This is a genomic window from Streptomyces sp. NPDC002573 (genome assembly GCF_042889625.1).
GTDB lineage: Bacteria > Actinomycetota > Actinomycetes > Streptomycetales > Streptomycetaceae > Streptomyces > Streptomyces gibsoniae.
This window is the reverse complement of sequence record NZ_JBIARC010000054.1, coordinates 37,562-53,469: the sequence shown is the minus strand read 5'-3', so window position 1 is coordinate 53,469 and position 15,908 is coordinate 37,562. Positions and strand designations below refer to the sequence as shown.

Below are 15,908 nucleotides of genomic sequence, written 5' to 3'. Positions count from 1 at the left end.
TGAGGCGAGTTGAAACCCGGGCCCGGAGGAGTCACTGCCCCTGACCTGGGGATTCCGGCGCCTTGATCGCCTACACCACGAGCAGGGACACTATCCAGCCGACAGACGCCGAAATCCAGGCCGTCCACCAAGCCTGGGCCCAAGCCGGCATCCAGCACACAGCCTGATCACACCGGCTCCGCGAGAACAGCGAAAGTCGAGGTACTAGGGTGCGTATCGAATTGTGATCAAGGGGCGGTTTTCGTGAGGTCCTTGAGCCAGATCATTGAGGCGCGTAGGTGAAGACCGGCGAGGTAGCTGTCCGGGGTCTTGTCGTACCGAGTGGCGATGCCTCGCCAGGCCTTGAGCTTGTTGATCAGGCGCTCGACGGTGTTCCTCTCCTTGTAGAGGTCGGCGTCGTGGCTGACGGGCCGACCGCCCCTGGAGCCCTTCTTCCTCCGGTTGGCGGCCTGGTCCGACTTCTCGGGGATGACCGCCTTGATGTGGCGTTTGCGCAGGTGGGCCCGGTTGCCGCGGGACGAGTAGGCCTTGTCCCCAGCGACCGCGTCCGGGCGGGTGCGGGGGCGGCCGACGGGCCCGCGGACCCGTACCTTGTTGAGCACGGGGATGAACTGCGGGCTGTCCGCGGCCTGGCCCGCGGTGAGGATGAACGCCAGCGGGCGGCACTTGCGGTCGGCGGCGAGGTGGACCTTGCTGGTCTGCCCGCCCCTGGAGCGTCCCAGGAGGGCGGCCTTCAGGCCGAGTCTGCGTCGGCGCCGGGTGCGTCGTCGCTCCTCCCGCTCGGGATCTGCTTCGGCTTGATGACCGTTTCGTTCTTCCGAGCCACCCCTTTTGACCTGGTTTTCTCCTCCTCGACGGCGGCCTTCTCCAGGGCGGTAAGGACGTCCTGGTCCAGGTGCATCCCAGCGGCGTCGTGGTGAGCGCGCGCGGTGGTGGAGTCGATGCTGACCAGGGACAGGTCCACCTCGCCCCGCTGGGAAGCGGTTGGAGACGGTCGACCAGGCGCCGAACACCTGTGGCATCTCCCGCCATTGCCCGCCGGTTTTGAACCGCCAGATCACGCCCTCGAACTGCTGCCGCAGCCGCTCGGGGTAGGGGCCGTACTCGCCGATCGGCAGGTACGGCTCGATGAACTCCCATTCCTCGTCAGTCAGTTGCACTCGTGTCACGCAAGAAGATCTACCGGTCCAGGCCCCGCCGCGAGGGCGATTCCCGCAGATTGATCACGACCCGATACGCGCCCTAGGTGCCCTCGGTCAAGCCAGGCAGGTCGACCAGGCCGGTGATTTCGGCACCTGGGCGCCTTCTCGCAGGGGCCGTCTTGTCCGAGGGCGGGGCGCCAGACCTGCTGAGGCTGGTGGCCAAACGGGTCGGTGATGGACCGTCCGACAGAGAAGGAGGCGTGGACCCGCATGAGCACACCGCACTCTATCTGGGCAAAATAGACGAACCGCATATTCACTCGACCATCGACTACTCGGTAACGATTTGAAGGTGAATGATCCCACGGACCTATCGTTTGAGGCCCCTCGGATCATTTCATGAAGTAATCCTCGATTCGAAGGCGCCTAGTAGTCCATGCTGCCCCCCGTGGACTTGTCATACTGCAAGATAAGTGGGACCAAACCTTCGGGTGGGCTCGATACCACGTGCGATCCGGGCGCTAGGGATCCGCTCGTGGGCAACCCCTGGCCCGGGGCGGGAGGAGACCGGCCCAGGCAAGGTCACTCTCGTCGCGCCCGCAAGCATGGCTCACCACCCTGTGTTCAGCAGGGTGACGCATGACCGGGCCCGCTGGCCGCTGGCCGCTGGCGCACCGACATCCCGTGCCGCTTGTAACCGGCGCACTTTTCGTTCCCATCTGAAGCCGCGCGACTCCGTCGTCGACTCACGGGGGCGGCTCAGGAGACCGAGATCGGCGCTTGGGACGTGAGCGTCCTGCTTCGAATTGTTCTCACATACGGTCAGGCGGCCCGGTTCTCCTGAGTATTTACCGAGATCATCTGGATCTTCGCCACCCTTCCGGCCTCCAAAGCTGGTGGGCACCCGACAGCCGCATCACCAACTCAAGGCCCCCTCAACGTAGTCGCCGGCTTCGGAAGACGCTGCCGTCCAGGCGATGGAGCGTTGTTCGACTGTGTCGAGACAACTCTTGACACTTCCATGCGGCCTCGCCGCACCAGTCTCCCATGAAAGCGGAACGAACACGTGACTCAGCAAACCCTCAAGTCACTCGACCACCATCCTGACGGCTCTCACGTCGATGCCGGCGACGCCGGTTACAGCAAGTCTCTCAAGTCTCGGCACGTCAGCATGATCGCTATAGGTGGCGCCATCGGCACCGGGCTGTTCCTGGGCGCGGGTGGGCGGCTTGCCGTGGCGGGGCCGTCTTTGGCGGTGGCATACGCCGTGTGCGGCGTCTTCGCATTCCTCGTGGTGCGAGCTTTGGGGGAACTCGTTCTGTATCGCCCATCATCCGGGGCGTTCGTCTCTTATGCCCGCGAATTCATGGGCGAGAAGGGCGCGTACACGGCCGGCTGGATGTACTTCCTGAACTGGGCGACTACGGGGATCGCCGACATCACGGCGGTAGCGACCTACACACACTACTGGGGCATGTTCAGCTCCATGCCCCAGTGGCTTATCGCGCTCATCGCGCTCGCGATCGTGCTGGCGGTCAACTTGATCTCCGTGAAGATCTTCGGAGAGCTCGAGTTCTGGTTCGCGATCATAAAGGTCGGAGCGCTGGTCACCTTCATGTGTATTGGGATCTATCTGCTGGTGACCCAGCATCCGATCGGTGACCACACGCCGGGGCCCCACTTGATCCAGGACACTGGTGGCATCTTTCCGAATGGTCTGCTGCCCATGCTCATGGTGGTACAGGGCGTCGTCTTCGCCTACGCCGGAGTGGAACTGGTCGGAGTGACCGCGGGCGAGACCAGCGAGCCCGGAAAGAGCGTTCCCAAAGCCATCAACTCGATCATGTGGCGTGTTGCGCTGTTTTATGTCGGCTCGGTGGTACTTCTCGCCATGCTGCTGCCCTGGAACGAGTACACGTCCAAGGAGAGCCCGTTTGTCACCGTGCTGTCCCACATCGGGATACCCGCAGCGGGCAGCGTGATGAACCTCGTCGTACTGACCGCGGCGATGTCGAGCTTGAACTCGGGGCTCTATTCGACCGGTCGGATTCTCCGCTCGATGGCAATCGCAGGATCGGCGCCGAAGTTCACTGGGGCCATGAGCCGGTCCCAGGTCCCCTACGGCGGCATACTGCTCACTTGTGGATTCTGCGTTTTCGGCGTGGGACTCAACTTCGTGGTACCGGCCGACGCGTTCGAGATCGTGCTCAACCTCGCTGCCATCGGCATCCTCACCACCTGGGGGATGATCATGATCTGCCATCTGCTGTTCTGGCGGAAGACGCAGGCCGGGCTGATCACTCGGCCCTCCTACCGGCTCCCTGGATCGCCATTTACCGAGATAGTCACCCTTCTCTTCCTCTTCAGCGTCTTCATCCTGATGTGGGCTGACAATGGCCCTGGACGCATCACTGTCATGGCTCTGCCGGTGATCGTCGCTGCGCTTGTCATCGGCTGGTTCTGTGTGCGAGGGCGAGTCAAAGCCATACGTGACGCGGCGAAGTCGGATCAGCTCGATACCGCGCACCCCGACTGTTAACTCCCTTCCAAGCACCGCCTGTTGGCTCGCAAGACAGAAAAACGTTCGGCAGCTCATGTCGCCAGGCCCAGTCGGCGGAAATCCGCAAGTGGAGGCGGCCTTGACGGGCGATGCGGGCTGCTGCATGCAGCAGTGGTGATGTGGTCAGCGGCGGTATGACCGGCGAAGCCCTGGCCGCGGTATACGGGCCAGGGCTTCGCCAGTGTTGTCCAGGAAGCACAGCAGCAGGTGGTAGCCAAAGCCATGTGACGGTCGCGACGCCCGGTCTGGCAGCCGCCTTCCGCAACGACGGTAAGGACGGCGGCACCGTCGGGCCGCCGTCCGCTTCGTCCGACCAGCCCCCGTCCTGATCATCTCTAACCGATCCATGTCCTCGATGGCCCTGCTACGGCCGTCGGCCCCTCCTTCCTCCTCCGGAGCGATTCCTATGAGCACCCATCTCGAGATGTTCAACGTGGCCGGTGGCGAGCCGACGTCCCATGCGAGAGCGAGAGGACAACAGGCTGAAAGTGCCTGGCTGTTGCGGACCTTCGCCTCCGAGTTGCGGGCCTTCGTCTCCGAGGTGCCGGGAGTCACGCACGCCGTCCTGCTCTCACAAGACGGACTGCGCCTGCTGGACAACGAGGTCGGCAAGGACTGGGCGGACGAGCTTTCGGCCGCACTCAGCGTGGTGGCATCGCTCGCGGCAAACATCACCGGCCCGACGAACAAGCAGATGCCTCCAAGGCAGGTCGTCATCGAGCGAGATGACTGTCTGTTCTTGGTCCAGAGTGCCGGCCGCACCGCGGCCTTCAAGAACCATCCAGGTATCACACGCGGAGTGGTGGACATGGTCATCGCCGTCATTACCACCGCGGACACCGACGCTGGCACCGTCGGGTACGAGATGGGGCGCCTGCTGAAGAGGTTCGCCCCATACATGCGCATGCCCGTGTGTGTCGTTGCGGGCGACGAGGTCCTACGAGTGCGCACGGCAGCGCGGCTGAGTAGGGTCGGGGACTGGCGCGGTGGCCTGTGAGGGCTCCGTTTCCAGCCCCCGCCCGTCAAACCGGGCATGCGCTTCTCGCGCACCCGGCTTACCGACATCGTTCACCGGCTGGCATGCACCGCCACCCTGCGTACGTTCCCGGACAGGCGGAACACCCCGAGCCGGTTGAGCCATGCGCCGTCGTGGCGCTTGCCCCACCGGCGGCCGGGGATGGCACGCTTGCGATTGTCGAAGATCGCGAGCCGCTCGTGAACGTAGCTGTCGATCGTGGAGAACTTCCCGGCCGAGTTGCCCCAGCGGAAGTACGCCGCCCAGCCCCGCAGTACGGGGTTGAGGTCGGCGACCACGGCCGACAGCGGCCGTCCTACCTGGCGGCGGTCGGTGGCCGCGCGGATCTTGTCCCGCAGCACCCCCATCGCCCGCTCGGACGGCCAGCGTTGCAGGTGGAACCTGCCGCGCCGACGCCACGACTCCACCTTGCGGTGGTGGAAGCCGAGGAAGTCGAAGCCCTGACCACCCCTGGCGAGGTGGACAATACCGGTCTTGTCCGGATGCAGCCGCAGCCCGAGTCCGGCCAGTACCGCGCCCGCCAACTTCCGTGCCTGCTCTGCACGTTCCTTGGTCGGGCACAGGACCACGAGGTGAGTCGGCGGCGGGAGTCTCACCCGCCGCCGCTCGCAGAACCGTGCGGAAGCCTCTCGGCTTACACGGCTCCCATCGTCCAGCCAGCAGGCTTGAGACCGAGCCGCCAGTGGGCGAATAGATTCGGGTACCGGCGGGCAGTACCCGCCAGCAGTTCCCGAGCTTTCTTCTCCCGGCGGCGAAGCCGCTTGTACTTCCGGCAAGCCCAGCGCACCAGATAGTCATTGAGGCGCTGGAGAAGGGGATACAACATGGACTTGTAGAAGCGCCCGTAGTAGTTGATCCACCCTTGCACGATGCTGTTGAACATCCGCGCAAGGTCGTTGAGGGACTTGTCACTGCGACGGGCGATACGCCAGGACCGGATCTCCTTGCCCATAGCCTTGATCGCCTGTTTGCTGACCGCGGGCAGGAAGCTCACAAAGTGCTTCCCGTACCGGTTCTTGGCCAGCCTCGGCCGGAAGGTGTACCCGAGGAACGTGAACGACGTGTGCTCGAACGAGCCACGCCGGTCGGTGTCCTTGCAATACACCACGCGCGTCTTGTCCGGATGCAATTCCAGACCGACTTGCGCCAGCCTCGCAGCAAGCGCGTCCCGCACCCGGCGGGCCTGATGCTCGCTGCGGCAGTGAATCACCGCATCATCGCAGTAACGCTCGAACGTGACCTGCGGGAACTCCCGCACCAGCCACATGTCGAACGCGTAGTGGAGATACAGATTTGCTATCACAGGCGAGATCACGACCCCGACGAACTCCTCCACATGCCTGGCCTGCGGCAGCACGGTCACGTCTTCTTCGGCGACATAGCGGTGCGCTGCTACAGGCACAAGGTCCGCTGGATGTACGACGAGCGGGACATCCGCGCCGCCGGCCGGGCCTTCGTGGAGCTGCAGCTGGACCTGGACGACGTCGTCGACGTGCAGCTGCCCCCGTACCGCGACATCCCGGAACGCGATCCGGAGGAGTGCCACCGCCCCGACTGGCGGCGTCGGCTGGTGTCGTGGATGGTCGACCGGGCCCGCAACAAGCTGCTCCGGGAGGAGCGCCCGTACGAGGAGTGGGGCGCCTGGAGGGACATCGGGCCGAACGGTCTGCCCGGCGACCTGACGTGGAAGGAGTTCGTCACGTCCAGCAGTCGGGCCCGGCACCTGCAGAACATCGCCGGCACCCGGCCTCTGCAACTGATGGCCTGGTCGGGCGAGACCTGGCTTCTGCCTCGCGCCTACGCGGAGCTGCTGGGCCGCTGGGAGCAGCGGGAGAGTGAACTGACCGCCCGGGCTCGGCTCTGCTCCTGCGGGGCGCAGGGGCCCTACTGGGGCGGTTGGAGGCGGTACAACACCAGGACGGGGTACGTCACCATGTGCCCGCCCTGCGCAGGGGAAGCCTGCCAGCTGTACACCGGCCACCTGCGGGGCGTGCTGTACGACGCGCTGCGCCGGCTCAGCACACGGGCAGACGACTACCTGTGCCGGTTGTGCAACGAGAGTCCTGCGACGGCGTGGGATCACTGCCACGAGCACGGCTACGTCCGCGGCCCGCTCTGCGGCAGCTGCAACACCCGCGAAGGCACCGGCCTCCCGCACTGCTTCCTCCGGCTGGAAGGCGCCGCGCTGCACCTCCTGGAGTGCCGCGGCTGCCTCGAACAGCGGACGCTGCCGCGCCGGTTCCACACCAGTGTTGTCCGCGCGCACCTGGAGCAGACCGAGCGGCACGGGCGGTGCAGCAGGCAGCCGTACGCCCGCGAGGTGGAGCACGAGCACGGTGTTCACCGGTTCCAGCTGGAGTGCAGCGGCTGGCACGCCAGCCGGTGGACGAAGGACGTCACGGCGTCCGAGGTCGCCGCGCTCGTGCGGGCCTTCGTCGATACGGCACTCGTCGCGGGCGATGGCCGGCCGTCGCCCGGCGACGCCACGGGCGCGGGGTGACCGGCGCGCGGGGACGTCGTTGAGCACGGCGTCGCGTGCATGAACATCCGACCCCCGCGGATACGCGAGCGAGCCCGGACCAGTTGGTCCGGGCTCGTAGGCTGTTCGGGACGTGGCTGCTACAGGTCGAACTCGAGGTGCTCGATGTCGGTGAAGCGGACCTCCTCCAGCTGGCCGGCACGGCGGCCGCCGTCCTGGAAGTACACCTCCTTGAGTCCTTCGGCCGCGATCTCCCGCAGCCGCTGCTCGGTGGCGCCGGCCTCCTGGGCCTTGAAGAGACGGGCGGCGTACTGCGGCGGCAGCGCCACCGTGAGATGACGGAGGCGGTCCTCGTCGGTGGAGCCGATCGGCGCGGTGTAGCCGATCCGGGCGCGGGTGTCGATGACGATGCCGCCGGTGGTCGCCGCCTTCTGTCGGGCCTTGGCGCGGATCTGGGGCTGCCACCGCTTCTTCACCTCGCGCTCCAGGCGTGCGGCGAGGTCCGGGCGCGGTTTCTTGATCTGGTCCTTTACGTACCGTTCGACGGTGCGCTGGGAGATGCGCAGCATCTGGGCGACCGGCTTGGTGCCCTTGAGCTGCTTGACCAGGTATCGCATCTGGGCGCCCGCGCTCTTGGGCGCCGGGCGGGTGAACGACTTCTGCACCGCGGCGTCCAGGCCGTCGCCGAACAGGCTCATCGTCGCCTTCTCCTACTCTCCGTTGTCGGCGTCGGTGACGGTGCCGTCCTTGATGTAGCGGGCGAGGTTGAGTTCCGGGGCGTTGAACCGCTCGCGGACCTCTTCGCCCCACAGGACGCTCTGGGTGCCCTCGTGCTTGACCAGGCCGGGGTTGATGCCGAGCTTGAAGCCGCCGGGCAGCGGCTTGCCGTCCCGGTAGGGCAGGAAGTCCAGCGGAGAGGGCCCGCCTGCCGCGTAGACAACGCAGTCGGACAGGATCGCGACCGGATACTGCCCGGTGAACGCCGCGTGCTTGACGAGCTTGCGGTGCAGGTTGATCCGGGTGCGGGAGATGACCGCCGCGCGGATGTCCGGCCGCCACGTCGGGCGGGACAGAGCCCGCCACGGCTCGCCGGGCCGCCAGCCCTCACCACGCGGGCGCTCGCGTAGCTTGCCCAGGCCGCCCTTGACGGTCGCCTTGATCGCCGACACGACGATCGCCAGCTCGGGGTCGCGCTCCTTGTAGCTGTCCATGGCTGTCAGGAAGTCGGCCGGCTCCATGTCTGCGTGCACGCTGAGGTCGGCCATCGTGGCGAGGAAGGCGTCGCGCAGCCGGTTGTACCAACCGTCCAGGTAGCGGCCGTTCTCGTACCGGACCCACGCCTCGATCGGCGCGACGTCGTAGCCGAGCTCCACCGCGTACGCGACGGTGGGCGTGGCGTACCAGGCTGGGCCCTCGGGCCGCTCGCCCTTCGGCGTGAACGGGCTGGGCAGCAGGCTCGTGTCCAGGTCCGCCCACTTGTCCTTGGCGACCTTCACCCGGGACAGGTCGACGTGGGACAGGTCCACCAGCCACGAGCCGGGCAGCTTCGGGTCGAACACCGGCGCTTTGACGTGCGTCGGCGCGCCGAGGCCGACGACCAGGCCGTTCGCTCCGGCGGCGAAGGCCATGTTCACGTCGATGCCGACCAGGTGCCGCAGGGTGCATTCGGCATCCGTCATCGGCCGCGCCCAGTCGTAGGCCTCCTCGAACAGCTTCTCGCCGGGGCCGCGGACGTGGAAGCGCGGCAGATCCTTGAGCAGCGGGTGCCCGTCGGGGGCCTCGCACGGGGCGCAGTCCACCGGGTCCTTGCCCAGGCTGCCGGGGTTGTGCTCGGAGTGCCGCTTGCCGTCGGCGTCGGGCTCGGAGGCGCGGGTCGGCGGGTGCAGTGCGGTCATCAGCTCCAGGCCGGTGACAGCGGTGGAGCCGCGCGGCGTCATCACTCGGGACGCGTACACGCCCAGGAGCCGGGCGAGTTCCGCCGGCGCCAGCTGCCCGGCCTCGCCCCAGTGCCGGGTGTCCAGCGCGTGCCAGGACGGGATGCACAGCTGCACGCACTGGCGGTCCGAGCCGGTGGCGGGGCGGTAGATCCGCGCCCACGGCCCCAACCCGCGCTTCGTCAGCTGCCAGTCCGCGCGTGCCAGCTGCTTGATGACCTTGTGGCCCTCTGGGATGCGCCCGGCGAGGCGCTCCTCCTCCGTGAGCGCGACGGGGAGGCCGTAGCGCTCCAGCGCGGCCTGGGTGAGCACGAGCAGCGGGTCGGCGTCTTTGCCCGGCCCGGACAGCTTCGGCTGCCCGAGCTGCGCCTCTTTGAGCGTCCAGTCCACCAGGGACGGCAGGGACTTGGCGGGCACGTCCAGGACCAGGCCGCCGGTGCAGTACGCCAGCACCTGCCGGTCCTCGACGTCGACGACCGCCAGCGGCCCGTTCTCAAAACGCGGGTCGATGCCGCCCGCCGGAGTACCCCCCGGCGCCGCCTTCCTCGCGCCCGGACGACCCGACACCGACGACAGCCTGGCGGCGCGCGCCGGACGCGGCGCGGCCTGCTCGGCAGGGGCGACGGGAGCGGAGATGGTCTGGGTGTTCTCGTGTTCAGTGATGACCACAGCGTTCGGGGCTAGGCCGGTGGACAGAGTTCGCTCCTGCGGGGCGGGCTGGCTGGTGAGCGTGGCCGGTACCGGGTCCGGGGCGGCGGTGGGCGTGGGGTAGAGCTCCGCGAGCTTGTTCAGCAGCCGCGCGTACGCCTCACGTTCGGGGCCGCGCGGCTCGGTCGTCTTCTTGAGCGACTCCCAGCCGGACACTGTCGCCCGGCGCACCTTCAGCGCGGCGGCCACGTCGTCCAGCGTCAGGCCGTGGGCCTGGCGCAGTCGCTTGCGCTCCTCCGCCGGCGGCAGCGGAGCGCGGGATGCGACCAGCGCGTCGACCGCGTCGAACAACTCGGACATGAAGCACCTCCCCAGCGGCAGCTTAATCCCATAATCGTAATATTCGCGTTCGTTTACCGTACGGATCGCGTACGAGGCAGCCGATATTGACTCGGACGGATTTCTCCTGAATCACTTGAGATCGAAGCTAAACAAAGCCTCCTGAATGCCTTACGATGGGAGTGGCGCGAGTGGTCCGGGCTGGCCGGACTGCCGCAAGGGGAGGCCGCATGCCTACGCTCAGCATCCACTTCGACCCGGCCGTCATCGCGCACCTGATGAAGGCGAGCGGTGATGACACCGTGCACGTCACCCTCGCCCTCGGTACCGGGGACAAGCCGTCATCACCGAGGCAGGTAGTCCCCCACGGTCCGCTGGCCGATCTCATGCAGGCGGGCCTGCTGGAGGCGGGCACGGTCCTGTCCTTCCGTCAGCGTCGCGCCAACCGGTCCGGGCGCGCCGTGGTGACACCCGACGGCCAGTTGGTCGTCGATGGTCAGGCCACTCCGTATCCCTCGCCGTCCAAGGCGGCAGAGGCAGTGACCGGAAACGTGATCAACGGATGGACGCTGTGGCACGTGGAGGATGGGCGCACGCTCGATGTCCTGCGTCGCGAGCTGGAGTCACGCAACTCGCAGTAGTCCCATTCCTGAGCTGTAGACCCAGTCCCTGAGGTCGGGGCCCCTACGTGGTGCCCCTATCGGATCGTGAGCCGCATCCTGGGGATGCAGGCATTCAAGCCGACCGTGTGCTGGAGAGCATGGCCGCCCAGGTGGCCGATCGGTGGCAGAAAGGAACACCGGCTTGGCCATGCTGTGCGAACAGGAGAGCTTCGACGTGCTGCACCGGGTGATCCTCCCGGCCGCGACGCAGGGCGCCGTCGCACAGGCCCGGCCCGTCGTGGTCGTCGTTGCTGGGCAGCCTGGCGCCGGGAAGACCCAGGTTGCCGATCTCGTGCAGGCCGTCCTGGACCGCCGCGGCGGCTCCGTACGGATCGGCCGGGACCTGTACAAGCCTCTCCACCATCACTACGCCAGTGCCCTTGCGGCCGACGTCCGTACGGCCGGAGCCCTGGTGCGTCCCGACACCGCGCGGTGGCAGGCCGCCGTCGAAGCGCACGTTCGCGAGATGGGCTACGACGCTGTGGTGGAGTCGGCGCTCGCCGACCCGGACGAATTCCGCGCCTCCTCCCGCACCTACCGCGCAGCCAGCCACCGGATCGAGGTGGTCGCGCTGGCTACTCCGGAGGCTTTGAGTCAGTTGGGCGTTGTGGATCGCTTCCTCAATGAGGCCGCCGCCGACGGCGGCGGCCGCTACGTGTCCTGGGAGAACCACGACACCTGCGCGAAGGGCCTGCTCGCCACGCTTGCCGTCATCGAGGCCGAGCAGCTAGCCGACCGCGTCACCGTCGTCCGGCGCGACGGCACCGTCCTCTACTCCAACGAGCTCACCCCTGAGGGCAACTGGACGCGCCGTCCAGCTGCGGAGCGGGTGGTGCGGGCGGAGCGGGCGCGGCCGTGGACCGCACGCGAGTCCGCCGTCTTCCGCCGGGAACTGGCCCGCACCGACCGGCGCGTGCACGCCGAACTGGCCGACGAGGACCGGCGCCTGGCTGTACAGCGTGACAGCGAGCGCGCGGCCGCCTGGTCCGAGCGGGTCCGCCGCACCGGCCAGCCCACCGCGACGCCGCCCGGGGTCGCGTATCACCGGCTGTCGGCCGATGAGCACCGGTGGATCTTCGACGAGCTGATCGCCCCGGCCGTCCTGGCCAATGTCACGTCCCGGGACGACCCGCGCGCCGTGTATGTCCTGGGCCAGCCCGGGGCGGGCAAGCTGCTGGCAGCCAGGATGGTCCGGCGCGCGATGAGGACCGGCACGACCAGGCTGGTCGGCGACGACTTCAAGGCCTCGCACCCCGACTACTTCCAGCTGCTGCGCGACGATCCCCGCAGCGCCGGGGCGGCGATCCGCACCGACTGCCGCGCATGGTTCTCCCGGGCCGAGGAATATGTGCGCCGACGCCGGGGCGACGTCCTGATCGAGGCCGCCCCCGGCAGCGTGGAGGAGTTTGTCGACAGCGCGCTGTCCTTCGCGGCCGACGGCTATCCGGTGGAGCTCGTCGTCCTGGCCGTACGCGCAGCCGACAGCCGGCTCGCTACCCCGCTGCGGTACGCCCGGGCGCTGCAGATCGGCGGCACCGGCCGGTTCACCACGCGCTCCGGGCACGACACCTGCTTCCACGCGCTCGCCGATATCGTCGCCGTCGCCGAGCGGCACCCGCAGATCGCGGCCATCACCGTGATCCGCCGTGACGGGCGGGCCCTGCTGCGCCACGAAGCTGACGGCTCCGGCCAGGCATCGTGGGCGCTCGCCGCGGAACGGTTCCGCCCGTACACCGAGCAGGAGGCCATGGCATTCCTCCAGCTCCACCACGCGCTGCCCCGCCACCGCGGCGAACTGGACGACATCGCCGCGCTCGCCCGGCCCCTGATGCCGCCTCGCATGCAGCCGGCCCGTATCGACCGGCCGCACCCGACTGTCTGGTCCCTGCCCGTACGACGGCAGACCTCTGGCTACGACTCCTTGAGTTCTCTCAGCCGGGCCGCGTAGACGGCGGCGATCTGGGCCTCCTCCTCCGGGTCGGCGGTTGCCAGCTGGGCCTGGTCAGCGAGCGCGGCCTCACGGCCGGCCTTCAGTGCCTCGATCCGCTCATCGTCGGGCACCGGTGCGCGGCGTTCCGCGATGATCTGAGCGTTGTACCAGCCCACCACCTCCCGCACGATGTCGTCCGCCTGCTGGTCCTCGCCCCCGCCCAGGCCGGAGAAGTCGGGCTCGTCTGGTGTACCGGGCATGGCAACCCCCTCGTTGTTCTGATCTTGATCGGATGGGTCATTGTCCTCCCGGCCCGCCTGCCCGGTTCGGTGCCGCCATGGCGCTCCACGGCGTGGGCAGGCCTGAATCCGTCGCTCAGGCGGGTCACGGCAGCGGGGCGGACTCCCCAAATCCCGCAGGGCGGGCATAGGTTGACCCGCGAGTGATCATTTTTCGGGGGTGGATGTGGCAGGCCGGGATCTCAGGGCGCTGTTCAGTACGAACGACCGTGGCGTCGCGGCGCAGGAGACGTTCACGAACCGGCAGGCGCAGTGGGAGGCTCTGGCCGCCGCCCTCACCTGCAGCGCACCGGCGCGCCCGGCTTCGACGTCGAGGATTTCGAGGCGCCCCGCCACAACGTGATCGTGTTCCACGGGGTGGGCGGGGTCGGGAAGAGCACCCTCTCGCGTCAGCTGGAGGCGGCGCTCGCCGACGCGGGACGGCGCCCGGCGCAGTGGGGCGAGCCTGGCTGGCCGGCTGACCGGATCCTCCCGGTACGGATCGACCTCGCGCGGTCCGCCACGGCCGGCTTCGAGCAGATCGTGCTCATGATCCGGCTCGCCCTGGCCCGCATCGGCCGGCCGTTGCCCGCCTTCGACATCGCGCTGCGCCGCTACTGGGAGGCCAACCACCCCGGGGAGCCGCTGGAGGAATACCTGCGCCGCCGCGGCCTGACCGCCCGATTCGGCGAGGTGCTGCCGCAGCAGATGGAGTCCGCGCTCGCTGAAGTCGCCCAAGGCCCGACGCTGCCCGGCACCGTCGGCGCCGTGGTCGGCGCCGTCACCGGCGCGCTCATCAGGGCCCTGCGCGAGCACAGGCAGACCGCGCGGGCGCTGGCGGGATGCGCGCGGCTGGCGGACCTGCTGGAGGCCGAGGCCGACCTGGACACGCTGTCCTACTATCCGCACCTGCTCGCCTGGGAGCTCGCCCGCCTCCCCCAGGGCAAACGCGTCACGCCGGTGATCCTGCTGGACACCTTCGAGGACATCGGTGAGCGAACCCGCCGCGACCTGGAGCGGCTCATCCAGCGCACGGTGTGGCTCATGCCGGGAGCCTTCTGGGTGATCACCGGCCGTTCCCGCCTGCAGTGGGCCGATCCAGCCCTGCAGGGCCAGCTCGACTACACCGGCCCCACCTCCTGGCCCGGACTCGCACAATCCGCAGTGCCCGCCGCCCGTACCCCCGCTCGCGCCGGCGCGCCCCGGCAGGTGCTGATCGGCGACTTCTCTCCCGAAGACTGCGACGACTACCTCGCCCGCCGTCTCACCCGCGACGGGCAGCCCTTGATCGGCGAACCCATCCGGCAGGTGATCACCACCAGGTCGCATGGTCTGCCGCTGTACCTCGACCTGTCGGTCGCCCGGTTCCTGGAACTGAGCCGCAGCGGCCGCGCCCCGCAGCCCGCCGACTTCGACCACGACTTCCCCGCCCTGGTCTCCCGCACCCTGTCCGACCTCACCCCCGACGAACGGCACGTCCTGCGCTCGGTCAGCCTCCTGGACGCCTTCGACATCCCCCTGGCCGCCAAGGCGGCCGGCCTCGCTCACGAGGCTCCCGCCCAGCGGCTGACCGAGCGGCCCTTCATCCGCGAAGACCCCTTCGCTATCTGGCCGTTCCACCTGCACGGCCTGATCCGCTCCGCCGTCCGTACCACCGACGACCGCTGGACACCGCGCGCCTGGCAGCACGCCGCCAGGCGGGCCTTCACCGCCCTGGGCGAGCAGTGGCACACCGGCCCCGACCGCGACCGCCTCCTCCTGGTCGCCTGCCTGCGCCAGGGCCTGCGCCTCGCCCGCGACCACCGCCTGGACCTCGGCTGGCTCACCGGCGCGGCCTGGGCATACATCAGCGACTCCGTCTGGGAACCCCTCGCCCCGCCCGACACCGGCGACCACACCGGCCTGGACACGGCCGCCGACGCCCTGGTCGAACTCCTCAGCGCCCTCACCCGCCGCCAGCACGAACACCGCACCCGCACCGTCGCCCGGCTGACCACCGTGCTCGACACCCGCCTCCTGCCTGCCGATCTTGACGAGATGGCCCTGTACTACCGGGCCAAGGCCTACCGCGACATCGGACACGGCCAGGAATCACGCCGCGGATACCAGCAGGTCGCCGACGGGAACGGACGCCTGGCCCCCGCCGCCCGGCGCGGCCTCGCCCAGGCCGCCCGGCTTGCCGGCGACTTCCCCACCGCGCACGCCGCCGCACAGACTTTGGGATGGGAAGGACGCCACCAGCGCGTCCTGGGCGACCTGTGGTGGCTGCAGGGAGAACCGGAACGCGCGGCCGCGGCCTACCTTGCCGGGCGCACGGAAGCCGAACAGCACGCCAAAGCCGGCGAAGCCGCACACAACCAAGCCCTGCGCGCTCTCGCCGTCGCCTTCTACGATCCCCACCAGGCCGACGACGAAATCGACCTGGCCCATCAGCTCCTGGCCAACCTCGACCTGCGCGCCACCACGATCAACGCGGCCATCGCTGCTCTGATCCGCGACGCCGGCGATCCTGCTCTCGACGACCGCATTCACACCCTGCGCACCGAGTTCGACATCGCTGGCCTCGCCTCGATGATTCCCACCCTCGAACTCGCCGCGGCGTTCCACCAGGCCGTCTTCGACGACCACGACGCACTTGCCGCCACCCTTTCCCAGCTGCGCGAACAGACCCAGGACGGGGACTACGCCTACTACACCGACATCGCCTCCTTCATGGCCGGCCTCCCCCTCCCCGCCGACCACACGGCGCCGCGGTGGCTGGACAGCGAACAGGCCACCCGCACCCGGTGGCGCACGCTCGTCACCGCCCGCCAGCACCGCCTCCATCACAACCAGTAGCAGAGGGGATACGGCAGCCGGTACCGCGGTCCAGCCGTCAGGCCTGCCCACATACGGCTGCG

General features: G+C 68.6%; 11 protein-coding genes and 2 pseudogenes. 6 read left to right on the top strand and 7 right to left on the bottom strand.

Annotation, left to right across the window (positions count from 1 at the left end; all coding sequences use genetic code 11):
- Positions 1 to 227: 227 nt before the first annotated feature.
- Both ACFYX0_RS35360 and ACFYX0_RS35355 read right to left on the bottom strand, forming a co-directional pair.
- Positions 228 to 964, bottom strand: a pseudogene (locus ACFYX0_RS35360) (IS5 family transposase); the annotation flags it as partial.
- 13 nt (positions 965 to 977) lie between these two features.
- Positions 978 to 1,169: pseudogene (locus ACFYX0_RS35355) on the bottom strand (transposase); the annotation flags it as partial.
- A 1,039-nt stretch (positions 1,170 to 2,208) separates the two neighbouring features.
- Here ACFYX0_RS35355 and ACFYX0_RS35350 point away from each other — a divergent pair.
- Positions 2,209 to 3,681 carry an amino acid permease gene (locus ACFYX0_RS35350; RefSeq protein ID WP_388976721.1) on the top strand — a complete coding sequence of 491 codons (1,473 nt, stop codon included), beginning with the start codon at positions 2,209 to 2,211 and terminating at the stop codon, positions 3,679 to 3,681.
- A gap of 427 nt (positions 3,682 to 4,108) precedes the next feature.
- Positions 4,109 to 4,699, top strand: coding sequence for a roadblock/LC7 domain-containing protein (locus tag ACFYX0_RS35345; protein WP_388976719.1), 591 nt, complete (start codon positions 4,109 to 4,111; stop codon positions 4,697 to 4,699).
- A gap of 71 nt (positions 4,700 to 4,770) precedes the next feature.
- Here ACFYX0_RS35345 and ACFYX0_RS35340 read toward each other — a convergent pair whose 3' ends face one another.
- Together ACFYX0_RS35340 and ACFYX0_RS35335 are read right to left on the bottom strand one after the other, a co-directional pair.
- Positions 4,771 to 5,262 carry a group II intron maturase-specific domain-containing protein gene (locus ACFYX0_RS35340; RefSeq protein ID WP_388976716.1) on the bottom strand — a complete coding sequence of 164 codons (492 nt, stop codon included), beginning with the start codon at positions 5,260 to 5,262 and terminating at the stop codon, positions 4,771 to 4,773.
- Between the two features lie 110 nt (positions 5,263 to 5,372).
- Positions 5,373 to 6,101 carry a group II intron maturase-specific domain-containing protein gene (locus ACFYX0_RS35335; RefSeq protein ID WP_388976713.1) on the bottom strand — a complete coding sequence of 243 codons (729 nt, stop codon included), beginning with the start codon at positions 6,099 to 6,101 and terminating at the stop codon, positions 5,373 to 5,375.
- Here ACFYX0_RS35335 and ACFYX0_RS35330 point away from each other — a divergent pair.
- The gene (locus ACFYX0_RS35330) at positions 6,075 to 7,238 is read left to right on the top strand and encodes an endonuclease domain-containing protein (RefSeq protein ID WP_388976710.1); all 1,164 of its coding nucleotides are present in this window, start codon (positions 6,075 to 6,077) and stop codon (positions 7,236 to 7,238) included. The two genes, ACFYX0_RS35335 and ACFYX0_RS35330, sit on opposite strands and share 27 nt — an antisense overlap.
- Before the next feature lie 119 nt (positions 7,239 to 7,357).
- Here the strand turns inward: ACFYX0_RS35330 and tpg are convergent, their stop codons facing one another.
- A complete protein-coding gene (tpg, locus tag ACFYX0_RS35325; protein ID WP_388976708.1) occupies positions 7,358 to 7,915 on the bottom strand; it encodes a telomere-protecting terminal protein Tpg in 558 nt (185 codons plus the stop codon).
- Between the two features lie 12 nt (positions 7,916 to 7,927).
- Positions 7,928 to 10,159 carry a telomere-associated protein Tap gene (gene tap, locus ACFYX0_RS35320; protein WP_388976705.1) on the bottom strand — a complete coding sequence of 744 codons (2,232 nt, stop codon included), beginning with the start codon at positions 10,157 to 10,159 and terminating at the stop codon, positions 7,928 to 7,930.
- 209 nt (positions 10,160 to 10,368) lie between these two features.
- Between tap and ACFYX0_RS35315 the strand changes: the two genes are divergently transcribed.
- Together ACFYX0_RS35315 and ACFYX0_RS35310 are read left to right on the top strand one after the other, a co-directional pair.
- Positions 10,369 to 10,779, top strand: a complete 411-nt coding sequence (locus tag ACFYX0_RS35315; protein ID WP_388976703.1) for a DUF4357 domain-containing protein — start codon at positions 10,369 to 10,371, stop codon at positions 10,777 to 10,779.
- Between the two features lie 142 nt (positions 10,780 to 10,921).
- On the top strand, positions 10,922 to 12,748 hold the full coding sequence (locus ACFYX0_RS35310) for a zeta toxin family protein (protein ID WP_388976702.1): 1,827 nt from the start codon (positions 10,922 to 10,924) through the stop codon (positions 12,746 to 12,748).
- On the opposite strand, the gene ACFYX0_RS35305 is transcribed toward ACFYX0_RS35310, so the two are convergent.
- On the bottom strand, positions 12,712 to 12,990 hold the full coding sequence (locus ACFYX0_RS35305; RefSeq protein ID WP_388976699.1) for a hypothetical protein: 279 nt from the start codon (positions 12,988 to 12,990) through the stop codon (positions 12,712 to 12,714). The two genes, ACFYX0_RS35310 and ACFYX0_RS35305, sit on opposite strands and share 37 nt — an antisense overlap.
- A gap of 291 nt (positions 12,991 to 13,281) precedes the next feature.
- Between ACFYX0_RS35305 and ACFYX0_RS35300 the strand changes: the two genes are divergently transcribed.
- The gene (locus ACFYX0_RS35300) at positions 13,282 to 15,846 is read left to right on the top strand and encodes an ATP/GTP-binding protein (RefSeq protein ID WP_388976696.1); all 2,565 of its coding nucleotides are present in this window, start codon (positions 13,282 to 13,284) and stop codon (positions 15,844 to 15,846) included.
- Positions 15,847 to 15,908 lie beyond the last annotated feature (62 nt).